The organism is Actinorectispora metalli, assembly GCF_056323685.1.
Window position 1 is genome coordinate 670,736 of the sequence record NZ_JBREYE010000002.1, and the last position, 17,375, is coordinate 688,110.

Here is a 17,375-nt window from a genome sequence, read left to right on the forward strand (position 1 = left end):
CTGGAATACGAGAGATCTCGCCAGAGGGTTCAACGACGGAGGGAAAAGTTCGTCGCTACCCAATTTGCGATCGGCACTCGACTAGAGGGGCCCGATGAGTAAACAATCTCGCCGTGGGCCACCACCGGATCATCAGAGAGACGCGAGCGGACGCCGCCGCGGAGACACCCGACGAGGAACTCGTCAGGACGCTCTACCGCGAGTTCGGCGGTCTGCTGTTCGCCCATGCCATGCGGCTCACCGGCAACGACCGGCAGTGGGCCGAGGACGTTGTCCAGGAGACGCTGATCCGTGCCTGGCGCAACGCCGAGAAACTGGACCGCCAGCCGGGCCTGCTCCAGGCGTGGCTGCTGACGGTGGCCCGCCGCATCGTCATCGACGCCCGTCGGAGTCGCGCGGCTCGCCCCACCGAGGTCGGTCCCATACCGTTGGACGCGGTGGTGGTGCCCGACGAGGCCGACCGCATGTTGTCGGCGATGGTCCTCTCGGACGCGCTGCACAGCCTCACCCCCGAGCATCGGGAGGCGATCCGCCAGACCTACCTGCGCGATCGCACCGTGAACGAGGCCGCTGAACTGCTCGGTGTCGCTCCCGGTACCGTGAAGTCGAGGGTGTTTTACGCACTACGCGCACTACGCCGGGCGCTGCAGGAGCGGGAGGTGGCGATATGACATCGTCCCCCACCCACCTCGACGTGGGTGCCTACCTGCTCGGCATCCTTGACGAGGACGACCACGAGGCCTTCGAGTCGCACCTCATGGACTGTCCGAAGTGCCAGCTTGAGCTCCAGACGCTGGCGCGGCTGCCCGATCTGCTGGACAACGTCCGCGAGGTGGAGCCGCAGCCCGGCACCCGGCTGGGTGAGGACCGCATCGTCGGCAACGTTCTGGACGAGGTCGCCAGGGCACGCCGCAAACGTCGCACCATGATGTGGATGGCGGGTGCGGCGGCGTCCCTGCTGATCGTCGCGACCCCGATGGCCGCGGTGTGGTTCGCCACCGGCACCCCCGCCCCGCCGCAGGCGTCATCCAGCCCCCCGACGCTGACCACGATGCAGGGCGATGAGGTGCTGGAGGCGACCAACCCGGCGAACAACGTCACCGCGAAGCTGCTCCTGGCGCAGAAGGGCTGGGGCACCCAGATCGGTCTCGAGCTGCGCGGCGTGCGCGGCCCCCTGGAGTGCCAGTTGGTCGCGGTGGGCCACAACGGTCACGAGCAGGTGGCCACCACCTGGCGGGTACCGGACAAGGGCTACGGCGTGCCGGGCTCCCCGGACCCGCTGAAGGTCCAGGGCGGTATCGGGATGTCGCGGAAGGACATCCAGCGCTTCGAGTTCCGAACCACCAACGGACCGGACTTGATCGACCTGCAGGCCTGACCGGTCGTACCATCCGATGGTGATCTCACGCCAGGGTGATGTGTTGCGGCTGCTGGCCGACCCGGTGCGGCACCGCATCGTGGAACTGCTGGCGGCGGAGTCGATGTGCACCTGCCACCTGGTCGAGGAGATCCAGGCGGGCCAGACCAACATCTCCAACCACCTGAAGCGGCTGCGTGAGGCAGGCGTCGTGCACGCCGAGCCACAGGGCAGGTTCACCTACTACCGCCTCGACCCGGCCGTCCTGCGGATGCTCGCCGCCGATCTGGCCGCCCTGGCGGAACAGGCGGAGGCGGGCGGCGATCGACGCAGGCCTTGCCCCTAGGTGCTCATCGCCAGCGGTCGAGTGGGGCGAGCACCTCGGTCCGCTGCGGCTGAAGGGCGACCACGCAGATGATGCAGCGCCGGTCGACCTCGAGGTACTGCTCGCTGAACAGCGAGGCCGTCGGGGCATGGGCCCCGCACGCCGCCGCGATCCAGCTGGAGCCAAGATCGACCAGGTACAGCACGGGATAGGCGTGGCTGAGGGAATCGTCTGTGCAGTAGCGCCACTCGTGCGAGCTGTCAGCCATACCGCGCACCACCTCGGCTAGGTCTCACCCTGCGTCGTACATACGCTCGCGAACGGCGGGGTGCTCATGCCGGTGTGCCACTGTGCTGCTTTTGTGTCCCGGGTGTCGCTGCCGAGGTCTCAGTGTGCGAGGAGCCGAACGGTTTCCGACCCGACGGCGACCACGTCACCATCGTGCAGTTGCGCGCCGCGGCGAGTCTCGACGCGGCCGTTCACCTTCACCGAGTCCGACTCCAGGAGATCCTTGGCATGCCCGCCGTCGTCGGCCAAGCCCGCGAGCTTCAGCAGCTGACCGAGCCGGATAGACGAGTCCACGATCTCCACTTCACGCATGCCCCCATCATGCCTGGTCCCGCTAGGCGAGCCGGAACTGAGGACTGACGGTCAACTGCAGGAGTTGCTGCACCGTCAGTGGCAACGTGGGCAGCGGGGAGGACGATTCCTGCTGGGATCGCCGGGACTGGGCCACGAAGACCGCGGTGCCGTCCTCGTGCCGGTAGGCCGCCCACTGTTCGAATGAGTCGCCGCTCCCTCCGGTGACCAGGCCCACCGGCTGCCCGCCGACCGTCTCGACCCGGCACTGCCCGCCTCGGCCCCAGAATGACCGGGCCAGCACGCACGGGTCGGACGAGCCCTGGTTGCCCACTGTGTGCACCTCGGCGAGCACGCGCCCGATCTGCGATGCGGTGCCCTTGGTGACGGGGATGCCCGCCATGTACTCCCAGATCTCCTTGCCGCCGACCCGCTCCTCGAACTGCGCCTGATGCGTCCACAGGTTCTCGGCAGCAGGCCGCACCCCGGCGGGCAGGGCCGCGACCAACTCCGCCAGCAGCTTCGTGCCCGCGTCGTAACGCGGACCCGCGGTCGCCGTGCGGTCCTGCTGCGGTTTGCCGTCCGGACCGGTGGGCCACACGGTCTCGGTGTCGCTGGGCGGCGCGGTTTCGGAGCCGGACCCTGTCGGCTGCACCGTCGTGGTCAGCGACACGCCCGCGCCGCTGATCCGATCCTGGACCGGGCCGTACACCGCCGCCAGCGTCAGGGAGGTGGCCAGGATCGCCACCACGGTCAGCCCGGAGGCGGTGATCGCCTTGATCATGGTGCGGCGGCGGTGGGCCTTCTTGGCTCTGCGCAACGCGGTGTCGGTGTCCATCGGAGGCGGGCTGCCCAACAGCACCGCCGTGCGGAACGCGTTCCTCAGCTGGTTCTCATCCATCATCGTGGGTCCGTTCCTCTACGCGGGGGTGGCCGTGGCCAGCAGGCTTCTCAGGGTGTCCAGGCCTCGTGACGCCTGGCTCTTGACCGTTCCCGGCGTACAGCCGAGCAGGGTCGCGGTGTCGGTGACCGAGCGGTCCTCCCAATACCGGAGCACCAGCACCGCCCGCTGTCTCGGCGGGATCCGCGTCAGCGCCGCCAACAGCACCAGCTGCTGGGCGGTCTCGGGTGGGCCGACCGCGGGCGGCTCCACCGGTTTCTCCGCCACCCGTTCGAAGCGCAGCCAGCCACGCCTGCTCTCGCCGATGAAGGTGCGCACCAACGTCGTCCGCGCGTAGGCGTCCAGCGCGCCGTGATGCTTCAGCCGAGGCCACGCCAGGTAGAGCTTGGTGAACGTGGTCTGCACCAAGTCCTCCGCCCGGTGCCAGTCCCCGCACAGCAGATACGCGGTGCCGCGCAATGCTCCGGATCTCTTCTCGAAGTACTCCGTGAACGCGGCATCCCGGTCATCCATGGGCCCTCCCCGTCGATCCCGTCCCACCCTTAGTCACGCCGCCGGGGCCGTCTTCGGTTGCATGCCCATGTGGCGGTCGAGATTTGTCGGTGGGTTTCGACACCCTTGGCTCGGACAGTGCTTTCTCACCGCAGGAGGACCTGACGTTGTCGACCACCCCCGCATCCCCGCTGATCGGAGTCGAGGAGCTCACGCCGCCGAAGTGGGCGGCCGTGGACAGCGAGGTCGCCACCGCGGGCTGGTGGAAGACCATGCGTGCCCTGCCCGCGGCGATCGGCATCGTGCTGCGCCTCGCCTGGCGCACCTCGCCCCGACTCACCGCGACCGCGGGCGCCATCCACCTGCTCTCCGGCTGCGTCACCGCGTTCGGCCTGCTCGCCACCGCGAACGTCCTCACCGAGCTACTCGAGGCGGGACCGACGCCGGAGCGCCTGACCGCGGCGCTGCCGTCGATCGCGCTGGTCGGTGCCTCCTATGCGGGCCGGGCCCTGTTGGACAGCTGTGCCGCGCTGGTCAGCGGGGCGTTGCGGCCCAGGGTGGTGCAGAACGCCCAGGACCGGGTCAACTCCGTGGTCATCGGGGTCCGCTTGGCGGCCTTCGACGACGCCGACTTTCGCGAACTGGTACGCCAAGGTGGCCGGATGGGCGTGCAGTCCATCGACAACGCCGTCCGCACCATCGCCGACATCACGTCCTCGGTGGTCTCCATGATCGCCGCGCTGGCCACCATCGGACTGCTCAACCCGCTGCTGGTCCCGGCGTTGCTGCTCGCCGCCACCGCCGACGCGTGGGCGGCCATGCGCTCGGCGAAGCTCGGCTACCGGCAGTTCCTCCGCCTGGTCACGCGATCCCAGCGCGCCTGGGTCGCCCAGAGCCTCATCACCGCCCGCGATGTCGCCGCCGAGGTTCGCGCCTGCACCCTCCAGGGTCCGCTGCTCGCCGAGCACCGCCGCATCGCCACCGACCTCACCGACGAAGCGATCCAGTTGGGCCGCACCCAGACCTTCGTCCGACTCGTCGGCCGAGCGCTGGCGGGCCTCGGCACCGCCTGCGCCTACGTCGTCCTCGGTTTGCTGCTGTTCGCGGGCACGATGCCGCTGGCCCTCGCGGGTGCCGCGGTGGTCGCCATGCGCACCGCGGGCTCCGCCCTGTCGAACACCATGTACTCGGCGAACCGCCTCTACGAGGACTCCTTCTACATCACCTTCTACCAGCAGCTTCTCGCCGAGGCACAGCGTTGGCACAAGCCGGCCTCGAGCGTGCGGGCACCCGCTGATCCCGCCATCATCCGGCTGGACCACGTGTCCTTCACCTACCCGGGCCGCGAGCAGCCCGCACTGGACGACGTCTGCCTGACCATCTCGCGCGGCGAGGTGGTCGCGCTGGTGGGCGAGAACGGCTCGGGCAAGACCACCCTGGGCAGACTGATCACCGGCCTGTACGCACCGACCTCCGGCACCGTCTACTGGGACGGAGTCGACCTGGCGGGCGCCGTCGAGCACACCATTCACGAACAGGTCGCCGTGGTCGCCCAGGAACCCGCCCGCTGGCCCATGACCGCCGACCTCAACGTCCGAATAGGACGGTTGGAGCAGGGTGGCGACGCGCGCTGGTCGGAGGCCATCACCGCGTCAGGTGCCGACGAGGTGATCGAAACCCTGCCGCGTGGCAAGGACACGATCCTGTCCAAGCAGTTCCAAGACGGCCAGGACCTCTCCGGCGGGCAGTGGCAGCGGATGGGCGTGGCCCGCGGCATCTACCGCGACGCGGCGGTCCTGGTCGCCGACGAGCCCACCGCGGCCCTGGACGCCCGCGCCGAGGCCACCGTCTTCCGCGGCCTGCGCGCCGCCGCCAGAACCGACCAGGGCGGTGCGACCAGAACAACGGTGCTGGTCACCCACCGCCTGGCCAACATCCGCAACGCCGACCGGATCGTGGTGCTGCACGAGGGCCGCATCGCCGAACAGGGCACCCACGAGGAGCTGATGGCACTCGACGGCCACTACGCCGAACTGTTCGGCATCCAGGCCTCGGCCTACCAGGACCCCGTGACGCCCTGTACGAGTTGACCACCGCATCGTGGAGGCCGGTCTCGCGGTGACAGGGTGATCACCGTGGGGCGGGGTCGCCTGCGAAGAACGCGGCGATGTCGGCGGCGACCCGGCTGAGCTGTTCGCCCGCGTCCAGGGCGACGGCGGTCCGAAGTCGCCAACCGTCGAACACCGGTTGAGCAACATCCACCGTGAGGTTGACCCGGCTGCCGAGATGGCGCCCGGCGATGCGGAACTCGTGTTCGAGCGACTCCCAGACCTGTTCTCCCGCCCAGCCTCGCCAATTCGCCGCCAACTCGGCGAAGAACGCGACCAGGTCGTCGAAGCCGAACGCGTAGTGCGGCGGCACCGACACGCCCGCATGCAGCCCGGTGTCGACGACGTCCACATCGAAGCGCCGGACCTCGTTGTGCGGTCCTCGCACCAGGTTGTGGAAGACCAACCCTTGGCTTTCGGTGCCGATGACCACGCGATGCATGCCTAGTCCACCAACGCCGGTCGGGAATGCCCGAGGCGAGTGGCGCCGAGGTCGGCGCGTTGCCCCGCGGCGCTGCCGTGGTGGTAGCCGGAGCCGCTGAGCCAGCGGGTCCTGGTCGACTTCAGGTGACCGAACTCCGCGGTGAACGCATCCTCCACCTGGGTCGAGCGGTCGCGCAGCACCAGCGCGACGGACCGGGTGGGTGCCTCGGTCGGGCGGTGATCGGTGACGGCCTGCTGCTCGGCCCGCGACAGCCGCGAGTGCACAGCCATCCGGAAGCCCGCCAGCCAGGAGCGGCGGTAGGCGGCGACCGACTCCTGCCGAGGCGGGCGAACCGTGGTCAACTGCGTGGTGGCCTGAAGCAGCAGGCTGGTGAAGAGCAACTCCACCCGCTCGATATCGGAGCGGTAGCCGAAGACGAAAGCGCGGTGCACCGACCGGCTGCTGCCGGTCTGCACGACCTTGCACCGCAGCGGCGCGGCCACGCAGGCCAACAGTTCGGCCTTGTCCCGGCTGTAGGGCTGCTCGATGAGCAGGGTCCGGCGGGTGATCTCGTCGGTGTCCGCACCCGCGGCGGCGAGCAATGCCGATTCGATGCCGTAGGCGGCGATGAGCTGCGCCGCCTTGGCGTTGTACGCCTCGGCCTCCGCGGGCGTGACCGCGGGGTCCTCCGCCTTCGCCAGCAGCTTGCGGACGCGGGAGAGCAGTGCGTCGTTGCCGGACATCAGGGCGCTTCCTTCCGCCGGGGCCACCTCGATGAGGACAGTATCGAATGCCCGTTCGGGTGCGGGACCGACACGAAGTTACCGGTGAGTAGCAGATGTCACAGGTGTCTCACGGCATGAACCGGACGTTCTTGCCTACGATCGTGGTTTATGACGCCGCCAGTGGACGAGCTAGTCCTGGCAGGAGAGTTCCCGACGTCGGATGCCCAGCAGTGGCAGCGGCTGGTCGAGGGCGTCCTGCGCAAATCCGGTGCGCTCGGCGAGGACGAGCAGGCCCCGGCTGATCCAGCCGCCCGCATCGACGAACTGCTGGGCACTCTCACCTACGACGGCATCCGCCTTCGGCCCCTCTACACCGCCGACGACGGCATCCCCGACGCAGGCCTGCCCGGGTTGGCGCCGTTCACCCGCGGCGGCACCCCCGCGGGCGCGGTGCCCGGCGGCTGGGATGTGCGGGCCCGCCAGGTCAACCCCGATCTGCAGGCCGCCAAGAAAGAGATCCTGGACGACCTGGAGAACGGCGTCAGCTCGCTGTGGCTGCGGCTGGGGGAGCGCGGACTGCCCGTGACGGCCCTGCCCGACGCGCTGGAGGACGTCTACCTCGACCTCGCCGCCATCGTGCTGGACGCAGAGGAGCAGACCGAACGCGCCGCCACCGCCTTCTTCGACCTGATCTCACGGCGCAACGTGCCCGCCGCCGAGGTGCGCGGCAACCTCGGCGCCGACCCGCTGGGCTTCCAGGCCCGCACCGGCGCCCCCGCCGACTTCGGCCTCGCCGTCGATCTCGCCCGCCGGGCGAGCCAGGGCTACCCGAAGCTCCGCGCGATCGTCGTGGACGCACAGCCCTACCACGACGCGGGCGGTTCCGACGCCCAGGAACTGGGCTTCTCGCTCGCCGCCGGTGTGGCCTACCTGCGCGCGCTGACCGAGGCCGGGCTGACCGTCGACCAGGCGGCGGCGCAACTGGAGTTCCGTTTCGCCGCCACCGCCGACCAGTTCGCCACCATCGCCAAGCTGCGGGCCGCCCGCCGGCTGTGGCACCGGGTCACCGAGGTCAGCGGCGCACCCGACACCCCGCAGCTTCAGCACGCCGTCACCTCATCGGCGATGATCAGCAGGCGTGATCCGTGGGTGAACATGCTGCGCACCACGCTGGCCTGTTTCAGCGCGGGTGTCGGCGGCGCGGACGCGGTCACCGTGCAGCCCTTCGACGCCGCGCTCGGCCTCTCCGACGCCTTCGCCCGCCGCATCGCCCGCAACACCCAGTCGCTGCTGCTGGAGGAGTCCCACGTCGGCCGCGTCATCGACCCGGCGGGCGGCTCCTGGTTCGTCGAGCGCCTCACCGAACAACTCGCCCAGCACGCCTGGGAGCACTTCCAGCGCGTCGAGGCCGCGGGCGGCCTGTCCGCGGCCCTGTCCTCGGGACAGATCGCCGACGAACTCGGCGCGACCTGGGAGCGGAGGCGGAACAACCTCGCGCACCGCCGCGACGCGCTGACCGGCGTGAACGAGTTCCCCAACCTCGCCGAGAAGCCCGTGCGGCGTGCTCCGCTGCCTGGCGAGCCGAGCGGCGGACTGCCTCGCATCCGCTACGCCGAGGACTACGAGAGGCTGCGCGACCTCAGCGACGCGATGCCTGATAGGCCCAGGGTCTTCCTGGCCACTCTCGGACCGGTGGCCGTCCACACCGGACGCGCCACCTTCGCCGCGAACCTGTTCCAGGCGGGCGGCTTCGAGGCCGTCCCCGGCGGCAAGACCGACAACACCGAGCAGGTCGTCGCCGCGTTCAAGGACAGCGGCACCGACCTCGCCTGCCTCGCCTCCTCCGACAAGCTTTATGCCGAACGCGGCGCCGAGACGATCGCGGCACTGCGCGCGGCAGGCGCCCGCCGGATCCTGGTGGCGGGCAAGCCGAGCGAGGAACTGAAATCCACAGTGGACGATTCGATCTTCGTGGGCTGCAACGCCATCGAGGTCCTCACCCGACTGCACGAGCTGGTTGGAGCGGCGTGATGAGCATTCCCGACTTCAGCGCGATCCCGCTCGGCGACCCCGACGCCGCCGCGACCCTGGCCGACTGGCAGCAGACGCTGGCCCAGGCCGGGCTGGACGCCGACGAGCTCACCTGGGACTCCCCGGAGGGCATCGGCATCCGCCCGCTCTACACGGCTGCCGACACCGCCGACCTGGACTTCCTCGGCACCTATCCCGGCGTGGCGCCCTACCTGCGCGGGCCGTACCCGACGATGTATGTCAACCAGCCGTGGACGATCCGCCAGTACGCGGGCTTCTCCACCGCCGAGGAATCCAACGCCTTCTACCGCCGCAACCTGGCCGCGGGCCAAAAGGGTCTGTCGGTCGCGTTCGACCTGGCCACCCACCGCGGCTACGACAGCGACCACCCTCGGGTGGCCGGTGACGTCGGCATGGCGGGCGTGGCGATCGACTCGATCTACGACATGCGCACGCTCTTCGACGGCATCCCGCTGGACAAGATGAGCGTGTCCATGACCATGAACGGCGCCGTGCTGCCGGTGCTGGCGCTCTACATCGTGGCCGCCGAGGAACAGGGTGTGTCACCGGACAAGCTGGCCGGGACCATCCAGAACGACATCCTCAAGGAGTTCATGGTCCGCAACACCTACATCTACCCGCCGCTGCCCAGCATGCGGATCATCTCCGACATCTTCTCGTTCACCTCGCGGCACATGCCGAAGTACAACTCGATCTCCATTTCCGGCTACCACATCCAGGAGGCCGGGGCCACCGCCGACCTGGAGCTGGCCTACACCCTCGCCGACGGCGTCGAGTACCTCCGCGCGGGCCGCGCGGCGGGACTGGACATCGACGCGTTCGCGCCGCGGCTGTCGTTCTTCTGGGCGATCGGCATGAACTTCTTCATGGAGGTCGCGAAGATGCGCGCGGCCCGCCTGCTGTGGGCCAAGCTGGTCAAGGGCTTCGAACCCAAGAGCCCCAAGTCGCTGTCCTTGCGCACGCACTGCCAGACCTCGGGCTGGTCGCTGACCGCGCAGGACGTGTTCAACAACGTGGTCCGCACCTGCGTGGAGGCCATGGCCGCCACCCAGGGCCACACCCAGTCGCTGCACACCAACGCACTCGACGAGGCGCTGGCGCTGCCCACCGACTTCTCCGCGCGCATCGCCCGCAACACCCAGCTTGTGCTCCAGCAGGAGTCCGGCACCACCCGCGTCATCGACCCGTGGGGCGGAAGCTCCTATGTGGAGCGTCTGACCTACGAGCTGGCCAAGCGCGCCTGGGGCCACATCCAAGAGGTCGAAGAGGCGGGCGGCATGGCCAAGGCCATCGACGAGGGCATCCCCAAGCTCCGCGTCGAGGAAGCCGCGGCCCGCACCCAGGCCCGCATCGACTCCGGCCGCCAGCCGGTGATCGGCGTGAACAAGTACCAGGTCGCCGCCGACGAGCAGATCGAGGTGCTCAAGGTCGACAACGCGGGCGTGCGCGCCCAGCAGCTGGAGAAGCTGCGGCGCCTGCGCGCCGAACGCGACGAGCAGGTCACCCAGGACGCCCTGCGCGCCCTCACCGAGGCCGCGGGCAAGCAGGCAGGCGAGGACACCAACCTGCTGGCGCTGGCCATCGACGCGGCTCGGGCCAAGGCCACGGTCGGGGAGATCTCCGACGCGCTGGAGCGCGTGTACGGCCGCCACGCGGGCCAGATCCGTACGATCTCCGGTGTGTACCGCGACGAGGCAGGTCAGGTGTCCAACATCGCCCGCGTGCAGCAGGCGACGGCGGACTTCGAGGTGGAGGAGGGCCGCCGCCCGCGCATCCTGGTCGCGAAGATGGGCCAGGACGGCCACGACCGCGGCCAGAAGGTGATCGCCACCGCCTTCGCCGACCTCGGCTTCGACGTAGACGTCGGCCCCCTGTTTCAGACGCCGGAGGAGGTGGCCCGCCAGGCCATCGAGGCCGACGTGCACATTGTCGGGGTGTCTTCGTTGGCCGCAGGCCACCTCACGCTGGTGCCCGCGCTGCGCAAGGAGCTGGACGGTCTGGGCCGCGACGACATCATGATCGTCGTCGGCGGCGTCATCCCGCCCGCAGACTTCGACGCGCTGCATCAGGCCGGTGCCGCCGCGATCTTCCCGCCCGGCACGGTCATCGCAGACGCCGCCCTCGACCTACTGGACCAGCTCCGCCAGAAGCTGGACCACCCGTAGCCATGCCCCGAAGGATCGACCCCGCCGACTACGCCGCCGGGGTGCTCGCCGGTAACCGCAGCATGCTGGCCCGCGCGATCACCCTGGTGGAGTCCTCCCGCGAGGACCACCGCGAACTGTCGGCCGAACTGCTCGCGGCGCTGCTGCCCCATGCGGGCAAGGCCATGCGCGTCGGCATCACCGGCGTGCCCGGAGTCGGCAAGTCCACCTTCATCGAGGCGCTGGGCTCCAACCTGACCGCCGCGGGCAGCAAGGTCGCGGTGCTCGCCGTGGACCCGTCGTCCTCGCGAACCGGCGGCAGCATCCTCGGCGACAAGACCCGCATGGCGGCCCTGGCCAACGACCCCGACGCCTTCGTCCGCCCCTCACCCACCTCCGGCACCCTCGGCGGCGTAGCCCGCGCCACCCAGGACGCGATCGTCCTGGTCGAGGCCGCGGGCTACGACGTGGTCCTGATCGAAACGGTCGGCGTAGGCCAGTCCGAGACCGCGGTCGCCAACATGGTCGACACCTTCCTGCTGCTAGCCCTCGCCCGCACCGGCGACCAGCTCCAGGGCATCAAGAAGGGCGTGCTCGAACTCGCCGACATCGTGGCGGTCAACAAGGCAGACGGCCCCGGCGCCAAGGATGCCGAAAAGGCGGCGCGCGAACTGGCCGCCGCCATGCGCCTGCTCCACCCGCCCCGCGGCGCCGGGTGGACGCCGCCGGTCCTGACGTGCAGCGGCCTGTCCAACACCGGCCTGGACAAGGTGTGGGACACGGTCACCCGCCACCGCGACACCCTGGAACGCACCGGCGAACTCACCGCCAAACGGCGCCAGCAGCAGGTCGACTGGACCTGGGCGATGGTTCGCGACCGCCTGCTCACCCAGCTCAAATCCAATCCCCGCGTCCGCGGGTTGGTGCCCGAGGTGGAACGCCAGGTCAGCGAGGGCACCCTCACCGCGACGCTGGCCGCCGAGCAGCTGCTGGCCGCGTTCCACAACCGGTGACGGGAAGCGGTCTGACTCTGATCGCGGATCAGCGGCAGGATGACGAAGTGCTCTCACCTGGCTAACCATTTGGCCGGTTTGCCCCGAATTACCCGATCAAGCGATTGCGCCCCCGCTTCGACGGAGCGCTCATTGCTGAGGGGACTTGTCTCGGGGAGGGGCCATGAGGTGCTTGCTGATGATCGCACTGGCGGCGCTGGTGCTCGGGGGCGGCGGCTGCGGAGATCCGCCGTCCGGGCAGGACGGAGAAAACGCGCAGGGCACGGACACCTTCGCCACGGGCGGAGGCGGAATCGACACTCCGCGGACCAACGACGAGGAGAAGTTCACCTTCGGGCTGCCCGCGGGCGATGTTTCGGCCGACCAGAACGCCCAGATCTACAACCTCATCCGGACGGGGAACTGCGGTGAAGCGCAGCAGGAGCTGGGGCCGCCCGGCGACCTACGGGTCATCCTGACTTCGCCGCGCGACGTCCTGCTGTACCAGGCGGGCATCGAACTCTGCCAAGGCAAGCGACAGCAGGCCAAGAACTGGGTGGACCGGATGAGTCGCTATAAGTGGCGGCTCGCCGTGGCGAGTCAGAACAAGGGCCCGGACAAGCCCAGCGGTGACCAGCGGCTCTGCACGGCCGTGCGCAGCGTGCTCGAGCAGATCGCACCGGCCAAGGCCGCATGCAGGGTAGAACAGGCACCGCAGTGGGAGTACGGCGACGACGGCGATGTCGACGACCCCCGCACCAACGTCGATGAGCGCCGCACAGGTGTCACCACCACGGGCACGACCACCACGACTACCAAGCCGACCGAAAGCACGGCCGAGGAGACGACGAGCGCAGAGCCGACCACATGACGAGGCGGGCCGAGACCACAGGGGAGTGGCCCGAGACCCCCGAGGTGCTGCGCTGGATCACCACCTTGCTCGCCAACGTCTCGGTGCTCACAGCGTTGCTGGTGTACTTCGGCTGGCAGCGGTCCGAAAGCCAGGCCAGAGCGCTCGGCGTGGACGAGAGCATCTTCGCGCTGTCCACCCAGGACTACCTCCTGCGCAGCATCGGCCCGGCGTTCCCCGCGCTCGGAGTGATCGCCTTGGTGGGGCTGGGGTGGGCGATTCTCGACGGTCCGATCACCCGCGCCCTCGGCTCGGACGGCCCGAGTGTGCGGACGCGGTCGCTGTTGTCGGTGCTGGCTTGGTCGTGGCTGTGGCTGCCCATGGTGTTCGGCCTGATCTGGCAGTGGCGCCCGGTGGTCGGCTACGTCTGCCTGCCGCTGTCGTTCGGCGCGGGCGTGTTGCTGTCCCTGTACGCCGCCCGACTGCTGGTTCCGCCCGCTCCCGACATCCGCACCGGTCCGATCAAGGCCTTCACCGCTGTGCTCGCCGCGTTGAGCCTGTTCTGGGCGGCCACGAACTATGCCGACGTCCAGGGCAGACAGTTGGCCCGCGACTTCCCGAGCCGACTGCCGAGCCTGACCAGGGTCGTCGTGTACAGCACCGAGCAACTGCACATCACAGCGCCGAAAGCCGTGGAGGAGCCGCTCCCCGAAGGCCGGTACCGCTACCGCTACACGGGTCTGCGGCTGCTGGACCACACCGGAGGGCGGTACACCCTGGTCTCCGACGGCTGGAAGCGCGAATTCGGCGTGGTCGTGCTCCTGAACGCCGACGACGACACCATCCGCCTGGAGTTCGTCCGCGATAACCGCCGCTGAGTTAGGCTGTACTAACTCGAACGATTCCGGGGGTGTTGCGTGGCTGATCAGGGCAGGCGGAGGCGGCTGACCAAGCTGCAGGTGTTGCGGCGGGAGCGGCTGTCGGCGCACATGATCAGGTTGGTGCTCGGCGGCGAAGGGCTGGCGGAGTTCGTCGACAACGGATTCACCGACCACTACGTCAAACTGCTGTTCCCGGTGGCGGGCGTCGAGTATCCGGAGCCATTCGACATCCAGGCGATCCGCCGGGACCTCCCTCGGGAGCAGTGGCCGAAGATCCGGACCTACACGATTCGGCGCTTCGACCCCAATGCGGGCGAGTTGGCCATCGACTTCGTCTACCACGGGGACGAGGGCATCGCGGGGCCGTGGGCCGCGTCCGTCGAGCCGGGGGACGAGGTGACGTTCCTCGGGCCGGGAGGTGCCTACGCGCCTTCGCCGGATGCGGAGTGGCATCTGCTGGTGGGGGACGAGAGCGCGTTGCCCGCGATCGGGGCCGCGCTGGACCGGATGCCCGATGGCGCCGAGGTGCATGCCTTCATCGAGGTGTCCGGTCCTGAGGACGAGCTGCCGCTGGAGACGCCGGGCAAGCTCGACCTGCGCTGGCTGCACCGAGGCAAGGGCCAGTCCGTGGTGGCGGCGGTGCGGGAGTTCGAGTTTCCCTCGGGCACCGTCTGCGCCTTCGTGCATGGCGAAGCGGGCGCGGTGAAGGAACTGCGCGGGCTGCTCAAGGAGCGCGGGGTGGATAAGGACGCGTTGTCGATCTCCGGGTACTGGCGGATCGGTGCCGATGAGGATGGCTTCCAAGCCGAGAAGGCGGCGGCCAAAGCCACGTGACCCGATCGCGTGGCGCTATCGTGGGACGGCATGGGTGGTCTAGACCAAAGTCGGTATTGGGTTCACTAGCTGCTCGTTATCGTGCCCGAATGGCCACAGGACATGACTTGAGTCGTCGGGGTTTTCTGGGGGCGGTGGCGGCTGTGGGATTGCTGCCCGCTCTGGGCGGGGTGGGCTCGGCCAAAGTAAAGGCGGGCTCGGTGTATTTCGGGAGCTTCAGCAGCTGGGGCAACCCGCCGGGGCGGGGGTTGCAGACGGGCACCGTCGCGGCGGATGGGGCGCTGACCGTCGGTGCCGCCGTGGACAACGTGCCGGACGCCTCGTTCCTGGCGCTGTCCAAAGACCGGAAGACGCTGTACGTCACCAACGAACTGGTGCCGCAGGGTGCGGTCACGGCGGTCAGCCTCGTCGGCACGCCGCGGGTCTTGGGCAAGCAGGCGACACGCGGGTCGGGGTCGACGCACTTGAGTGTTCACCCGAGCGGGCGGTTCTTGCTGGTGGCGAACTACACCGACGGCACCGTGTCGGTGTTGCCGTTGGAGGCCGACGGGAAGATCGGTGCGGCGACCGATCTGATCAAGCACCAGGGCACCGATCGGGAGGCGCATGCCCACCAGATCGTCACCGATCCCAGCGGGCGGTGGGTTGTTGCCGTGGACCTCGGAGCCGATTCCGTCTACGTGTACGCGTTGGACACCGCCACGGGCAAGCTCAAGCAGCACCAGCAGCTCAAGCTGCCCGCCGGGTTGGGACCGCGGCATCTGGCGTTCCATCCGCAGGGGACGCTGTGCTACCTGCTGGGTGAGCTGCGGTCCGAGATCACCGTCCTGCACTGGGATGCCCAAGGTGGGCGGTTCACCACCGGGCAGGTGATCGGCACGCTCGGCGATGCCAAGCCGGAGAAGAACTTCCCCGCCGAGATCGAGGTGTCCGCGGACGGCAAGTTCGTCTACGCCTCCAACCGCGGGCACGACAGCATCGCGACGCTGAGCGTCAACGGCGATCGGCTGGCCTTTGTGGACACCGTGCCGACCGGTGGTGCGTGGCCGCGGCACTTCACGCTGAGCGCGGATCAGCGGCGGCTGTACGTCGCCAATCAGAACTCCAATGCCGTGACTTGGCTGCCGCGTGACCCTGGAACCGGGCGGCTGAGCCCGGCCGCGGGCAAGGCGGCCGTCAACACGCCCGCCGTGGTGTTGTTCGGATAGCGCTTACCCCCCCGCAGCGGGGGCCCGGTGGCCGAAATCGGGGACCGGGCCCTCGCGGCTGCGGTGGAGCAGACCACCGGGCGCTCAGGCCGCCCGGTGGTGGCTGGCCGGCCGGAGCGGTGGCCGACCAGGTCTGAAGTTCCCGCCCGTCTGCCGTGCGGGCGGGTCGGCGTCGACCCGGTACTCGTCCTCGCCGAGCGCGTCGGGATGGCCGGGGGTCGGACTGCCGGAGCGCCGATGCTGTCGGTGCACCGTGTAGAGCAGACCGAGGCCGACCACCAGGAACGCGTGGGAGGCCAGCCTGCCGACGCTGACCTCGCCCGTGATGAGGTCATACGTGGACAGGCCTGCGAGCAGCAGCACGAACCCGCTCATGGCGGGCAGCAGCCCCGTCGCCGTCTTGGTGCGCAGCGCCGCCATCAGCAGGCCGAAACCCAGTGCCAGGTTCCACGCCGTGCTCTCGTTGAACAGGTGAATCGCGGTGCCGTCGTGGGTATGGCCGACACCGACGAGTTGTCCAACCCCCAGGGCGAGTTGGCCGAGCGCCACCGCGGCCAGCGCGATCCTGGGGATCTCGTCGCGTCGCCTCGGCAGCACGGGTGCCGCTGCCATGATCGACTCGGCGAGGTCGGGGGTGGCCGTCGCGGGCCGCACCCGGAGGCTGCGGGTCAACGCGGCGGCTTCGCCGTACCACCGCGTGCAGGCCGCGCAGCCGTCGAAGTGCGCGTCGACGAGCCCGGGGTCCACGGGCTCGTTTTCGCCGTCAAGCCGGGCAGAAAGGGCAACCCGACAGGTCTTGCAATCCACGTCATACATAGTCGAAACCAAGGTCGGTAAAGTTCCCGCCGATTTTGGCCTACGGTGGAAAGCGTGAGCAACGCGGCAGTCGATCATGACCCGGTGACGACCCTGGCCCTGGCCGCGGGCCGAGGTGACCGGTCGGCGCTGGAGGAGTTCGTCCGGGCCACCCAGGCCGATGTGTGGCGGTTCGTCGCGCACCTCGCCGGGGTGAATTCCGCTGACGACCTGACGCAGGAGACCTACCTGCGCGCACTGCCCAGCCTGCCGCGTTTCGCCGCCCGCTCCACCGCCCGCACCTGGCTGCTGTCCATTGCCCGGCGGGTCGCCGTCGACCAGGTCAGGGCCGAACTCGCGCGCCCCAAGCTGGCCGCGGGCGGTGATTGGATCACCGCCGCCGAGCAGGTCCACGCTGCTCAGCGACGGGGTGTTGCGGGTTTTGAGGACATGGTGGAGCTCAACCTGATGCTCGACGGCTTGGAGCCCGAGCGCAGGGAGGTCTTGGTGCTCACGCAGATCCTGGGACTGTCCTATGAGGAGGCGGCGCAGGTCTGCGGCTGCCCGATCGGCACCGTCCGCTCCCGGGTCGCGCGGGCCCGCGAGGACCTGCTGCGTTCCGATCGCCAGCCCGATGTCGGCGTGCGCTGAGCCGGAACCTTCGCACCCGTCCGTCCGACTACTTGATCGACGGCTCACACCTTTCTG

The 17,375-nt window shown here is 69.5% G+C and carries 19 protein-coding genes; 12 read left to right on the plus strand and 7 right to left on the minus strand.

The window, feature by feature from the left end; all coding sequences use genetic code 11:
- The first annotated feature begins 113 nt into the window (after positions 1 to 113).
- The 3 genes from ACU6XJ_RS23215 to ACU6XJ_RS23225 are packed head-to-tail and all read left to right on the plus strand — an operon-like array spanning position 114 to position 1,703.
- Positions 114 to 671, plus strand: a complete 558-nt coding sequence (locus ACU6XJ_RS23215; RefSeq protein ID WP_476315570.1) for a sigma-70 family RNA polymerase sigma factor — start codon at positions 114 to 116, stop codon at positions 669 to 671.
- Positions 668 to 1,378: a zf-HC2 domain-containing protein gene (locus tag ACU6XJ_RS23220; protein ID WP_476315573.1), complete on the plus strand. Its 711-nt coding sequence runs from the start codon at positions 668 to 670 to the stop codon at positions 1,376 to 1,378. Before ACU6XJ_RS23215 ends, ACU6XJ_RS23220 begins: the two co-directional genes overlap by 4 nt.
- Before the next feature lie 16 nt (positions 1,379 to 1,394).
- The gene (locus ACU6XJ_RS23225; RefSeq protein WP_476315576.1) at positions 1,395 to 1,703 is read left to right on the plus strand and encodes an ArsR/SmtB family transcription factor; all 309 of its coding nucleotides are present in this window, start codon (positions 1,395 to 1,397) and stop codon (positions 1,701 to 1,703) included.
- 4 nt (positions 1,704 to 1,707) lie between these two features.
- On the opposite strand, the gene ACU6XJ_RS23230 is transcribed toward ACU6XJ_RS23225, so the two are convergent.
- The 4 genes from ACU6XJ_RS23230 to ACU6XJ_RS23245 all read right to left on the minus strand — a co-directional run bounded on the left by ACU6XJ_RS23230 (position 1,708) and on the right by ACU6XJ_RS23245 (position 3,675).
- Positions 1,708 to 1,950 (minus strand): hypothetical protein, encoded by a 243-nt coding sequence (locus ACU6XJ_RS23230; protein WP_476315579.1) that lies wholly within the window; start codon positions 1,948 to 1,950, stop codon positions 1,708 to 1,710.
- Positions 1,951 to 2,069: 119 nt separating this feature from the next.
- Complete coding sequence (locus ACU6XJ_RS23235; protein WP_476315582.1) at positions 2,070 to 2,282, minus strand: RNA-binding S4 domain-containing protein; 213 nt, start codon at positions 2,280 to 2,282, stop codon at positions 2,070 to 2,072.
- A 22-nt stretch (positions 2,283 to 2,304) separates the two neighbouring features.
- Positions 2,305 to 3,162, minus strand: a complete 858-nt coding sequence (locus ACU6XJ_RS23240) for a hypothetical protein (protein ID WP_476315585.1) — start codon at positions 3,160 to 3,162, stop codon at positions 2,305 to 2,307.
- An 18-nt stretch (positions 3,163 to 3,180) separates the two neighbouring features.
- Positions 3,181 to 3,675, minus strand: a complete 495-nt coding sequence (locus ACU6XJ_RS23245; protein WP_476315588.1) for a SigE family RNA polymerase sigma factor — start codon at positions 3,673 to 3,675, stop codon at positions 3,181 to 3,183.
- An 89-nt stretch (positions 3,676 to 3,764) separates the two neighbouring features.
- Here ACU6XJ_RS23245 and ACU6XJ_RS23250 point away from each other — a divergent pair, with 89 nt between their 5' ends.
- Positions 3,765 to 5,744 carry an ABC transporter ATP-binding protein gene (locus tag ACU6XJ_RS23250; RefSeq protein ID WP_476315591.1) on the plus strand — a complete coding sequence of 660 codons (1,980 nt, stop codon included), beginning with the start codon at positions 3,765 to 3,767 and terminating at the stop codon, positions 5,742 to 5,744.
- Positions 5,745 to 5,784: 40 nt separating this feature from the next.
- Here the strand turns inward: ACU6XJ_RS23250 and ACU6XJ_RS23255 are convergent, their stop codons facing one another.
- Entirely contained in the window at positions 5,785 to 6,204 is a 420-nt protein-coding gene (locus tag ACU6XJ_RS23255) for a DUF6228 family protein (protein ID WP_476315594.1), read from the minus strand.
- A 2-nt stretch (positions 6,205 to 6,206) separates the two neighbouring features.
- The gene (locus ACU6XJ_RS23260) at positions 6,207 to 6,929 is read right to left on the minus strand and encodes a DUF2786 domain-containing protein (RefSeq protein ID WP_476315597.1); all 723 of its coding nucleotides are present in this window, start codon (positions 6,927 to 6,929) and stop codon (positions 6,207 to 6,209) included.
- A gap of 150 nt (positions 6,930 to 7,079) precedes the next feature.
- Between ACU6XJ_RS23260 and ACU6XJ_RS23265 the strand changes: the two genes are divergently transcribed.
- The 7 genes from ACU6XJ_RS23265 to ACU6XJ_RS23295 all read left to right on the plus strand — a co-directional run bounded on the left by ACU6XJ_RS23265 (position 7,080) and on the right by ACU6XJ_RS23295 (position 15,872).
- Positions 7,080 to 8,942 carry a methylmalonyl-CoA mutase family protein gene (locus tag ACU6XJ_RS23265; protein WP_476315600.1) on the plus strand — a complete coding sequence of 621 codons (1,863 nt, stop codon included), beginning with the start codon at positions 7,080 to 7,082 and terminating at the stop codon, positions 8,940 to 8,942.
- A complete protein-coding gene (gene scpA, locus ACU6XJ_RS23270) occupies positions 8,942 to 11,128 on the plus strand; it encodes a methylmalonyl-CoA mutase (protein WP_476315602.1) in 2,187 nt (728 codons plus the stop codon). Before ACU6XJ_RS23265 ends, scpA begins: the two co-directional genes overlap by 1 nt.
- A gap of 2 nt (positions 11,129 to 11,130) precedes the next feature.
- Positions 11,131 to 12,120: a methylmalonyl Co-A mutase-associated GTPase MeaB gene (gene meaB, locus ACU6XJ_RS23275; RefSeq protein WP_476315605.1), complete on the plus strand. Its 990-nt coding sequence runs from the start codon at positions 11,131 to 11,133 to the stop codon at positions 12,118 to 12,120.
- 178 nt (positions 12,121 to 12,298) lie between these two features.
- Positions 12,299 to 12,970 carry a hypothetical protein gene (locus tag ACU6XJ_RS23280; protein ID WP_476315608.1) on the plus strand — a complete coding sequence of 224 codons (672 nt, stop codon included), beginning with the start codon at positions 12,299 to 12,301 and terminating at the stop codon, positions 12,968 to 12,970.
- Positions 12,967 to 13,827, plus strand: coding sequence for a hypothetical protein (locus ACU6XJ_RS23285; protein ID WP_476315611.1), 861 nt, complete (start codon positions 12,967 to 12,969; stop codon positions 13,825 to 13,827). The genes ACU6XJ_RS23280 and ACU6XJ_RS23285 overlap by 4 nt, the downstream gene beginning before the upstream one ends.
- Positions 13,828 to 13,866: 39 nt before the next feature.
- Entirely contained in the window at positions 13,867 to 14,664 is a 798-nt protein-coding gene (locus ACU6XJ_RS23290) for a siderophore-interacting protein (protein WP_476315614.1), read from the plus strand.
- Between the two features lie 134 nt (positions 14,665 to 14,798).
- Positions 14,799 to 15,872: a lactonase family protein gene (locus ACU6XJ_RS23295; RefSeq protein ID WP_476315617.1), complete on the plus strand. Its 1,074-nt coding sequence runs from the start codon at positions 14,799 to 14,801 to the stop codon at positions 15,870 to 15,872.
- Positions 15,873 to 15,956: 84 nt separating this feature from the next.
- Here the strand turns inward: ACU6XJ_RS23295 and ACU6XJ_RS23300 are convergent, their stop codons facing one another.
- A complete protein-coding gene (locus tag ACU6XJ_RS23300; RefSeq protein WP_476315620.1) occupies positions 15,957 to 16,688 on the minus strand; it encodes a zf-HC2 domain-containing protein in 732 nt (243 codons plus the stop codon).
- Positions 16,689 to 16,742: 54 nt separating this feature from the next.
- Between ACU6XJ_RS23300 and ACU6XJ_RS23305 the strand changes: the two genes are divergently transcribed.
- Complete coding sequence (locus tag ACU6XJ_RS23305; protein WP_476315623.1) at positions 16,743 to 17,318, plus strand: sigma-70 family RNA polymerase sigma factor; 576 nt, start codon at positions 16,743 to 16,745, stop codon at positions 17,316 to 17,318.
- Positions 17,319 to 17,375: the final 57 nt, after the last annotated feature.

What these genes read in the sequence shown, in the direction of transcription:
- scpA (WP_476315602.1), top strand. Translation starts at nt 8,942, where the DNA reads ATGAGCATTCCCGACTTCAGCGCGATCCCGCTCGGCGACCCCGACGCC.
- ACU6XJ_RS23225 (WP_476315576.1), top strand. Translation starts at nt 1,395, where the DNA reads ATGGTGATCTCACGCCAGGGTGATGTGTTGCGGCTGCTGGCCGACCCG.
- ACU6XJ_RS23230 (WP_476315579.1), bottom strand. Translation starts at nt 1,950, where the DNA reads ATGGCTGACAGCTCGCACGAGTGGCGCTACTGCACAGACGATTCCCTC.
- meaB (WP_476315605.1), top strand. Translation starts at nt 11,131, where the DNA reads ATGCCCCGAAGGATCGACCCCGCCGACTACGCCGCCGGGGTGCTCGCC.
- ACU6XJ_RS23245 (WP_476315588.1), bottom strand. Translation starts at nt 3,675, where the DNA reads ATGGATGACCGGGATGCCGCGTTCACGGAGTACTTCGAGAAGAGATCC.
- ACU6XJ_RS23285 (WP_476315611.1), top strand. Translation starts at nt 12,967, where the DNA reads ATGACGAGGCGGGCCGAGACCACAGGGGAGTGGCCCGAGACCCCCGAG.
- ACU6XJ_RS23235 (WP_476315582.1), bottom strand. Translation starts at nt 2,282, where the DNA reads ATGCGTGAAGTGGAGATCGTGGACTCGTCTATCCGGCTCGGTCAGCTG.
- ACU6XJ_RS23240 (WP_476315585.1), bottom strand. Translation starts at nt 3,162, where the DNA reads ATGGATGAGAACCAGCTGAGGAACGCGTTCCGCACGGCGGTGCTGTTG.
- ACU6XJ_RS23280 (WP_476315608.1), top strand. Translation starts at nt 12,299, where the DNA reads ATGATCGCACTGGCGGCGCTGGTGCTCGGGGGCGGCGGCTGCGGAGAT.
- ACU6XJ_RS23265 (WP_476315600.1), top strand. Translation starts at nt 7,080, where the DNA reads ATGACGCCGCCAGTGGACGAGCTAGTCCTGGCAGGAGAGTTCCCGACG.
- ACU6XJ_RS23260 (WP_476315597.1), bottom strand. Translation starts at nt 6,929, where the DNA reads ATGTCCGGCAACGACGCACTGCTCTCCCGCGTCCGCAAGCTGCTGGCG.
- ACU6XJ_RS23300 (WP_476315620.1), bottom strand. Translation starts at nt 16,688, where the DNA reads ATGTATGACGTGGATTGCAAGACCTGTCGGGTTGCCCTTTCTGCCCGG.
- ACU6XJ_RS23220 (WP_476315573.1), top strand. Translation starts at nt 668, where the DNA reads ATGACATCGTCCCCCACCCACCTCGACGTGGGTGCCTACCTGCTCGGC.
- ACU6XJ_RS23255 (WP_476315594.1), bottom strand. Translation starts at nt 6,204, where the DNA reads ATGCATCGCGTGGTCATCGGCACCGAAAGCCAAGGGTTGGTCTTCCAC.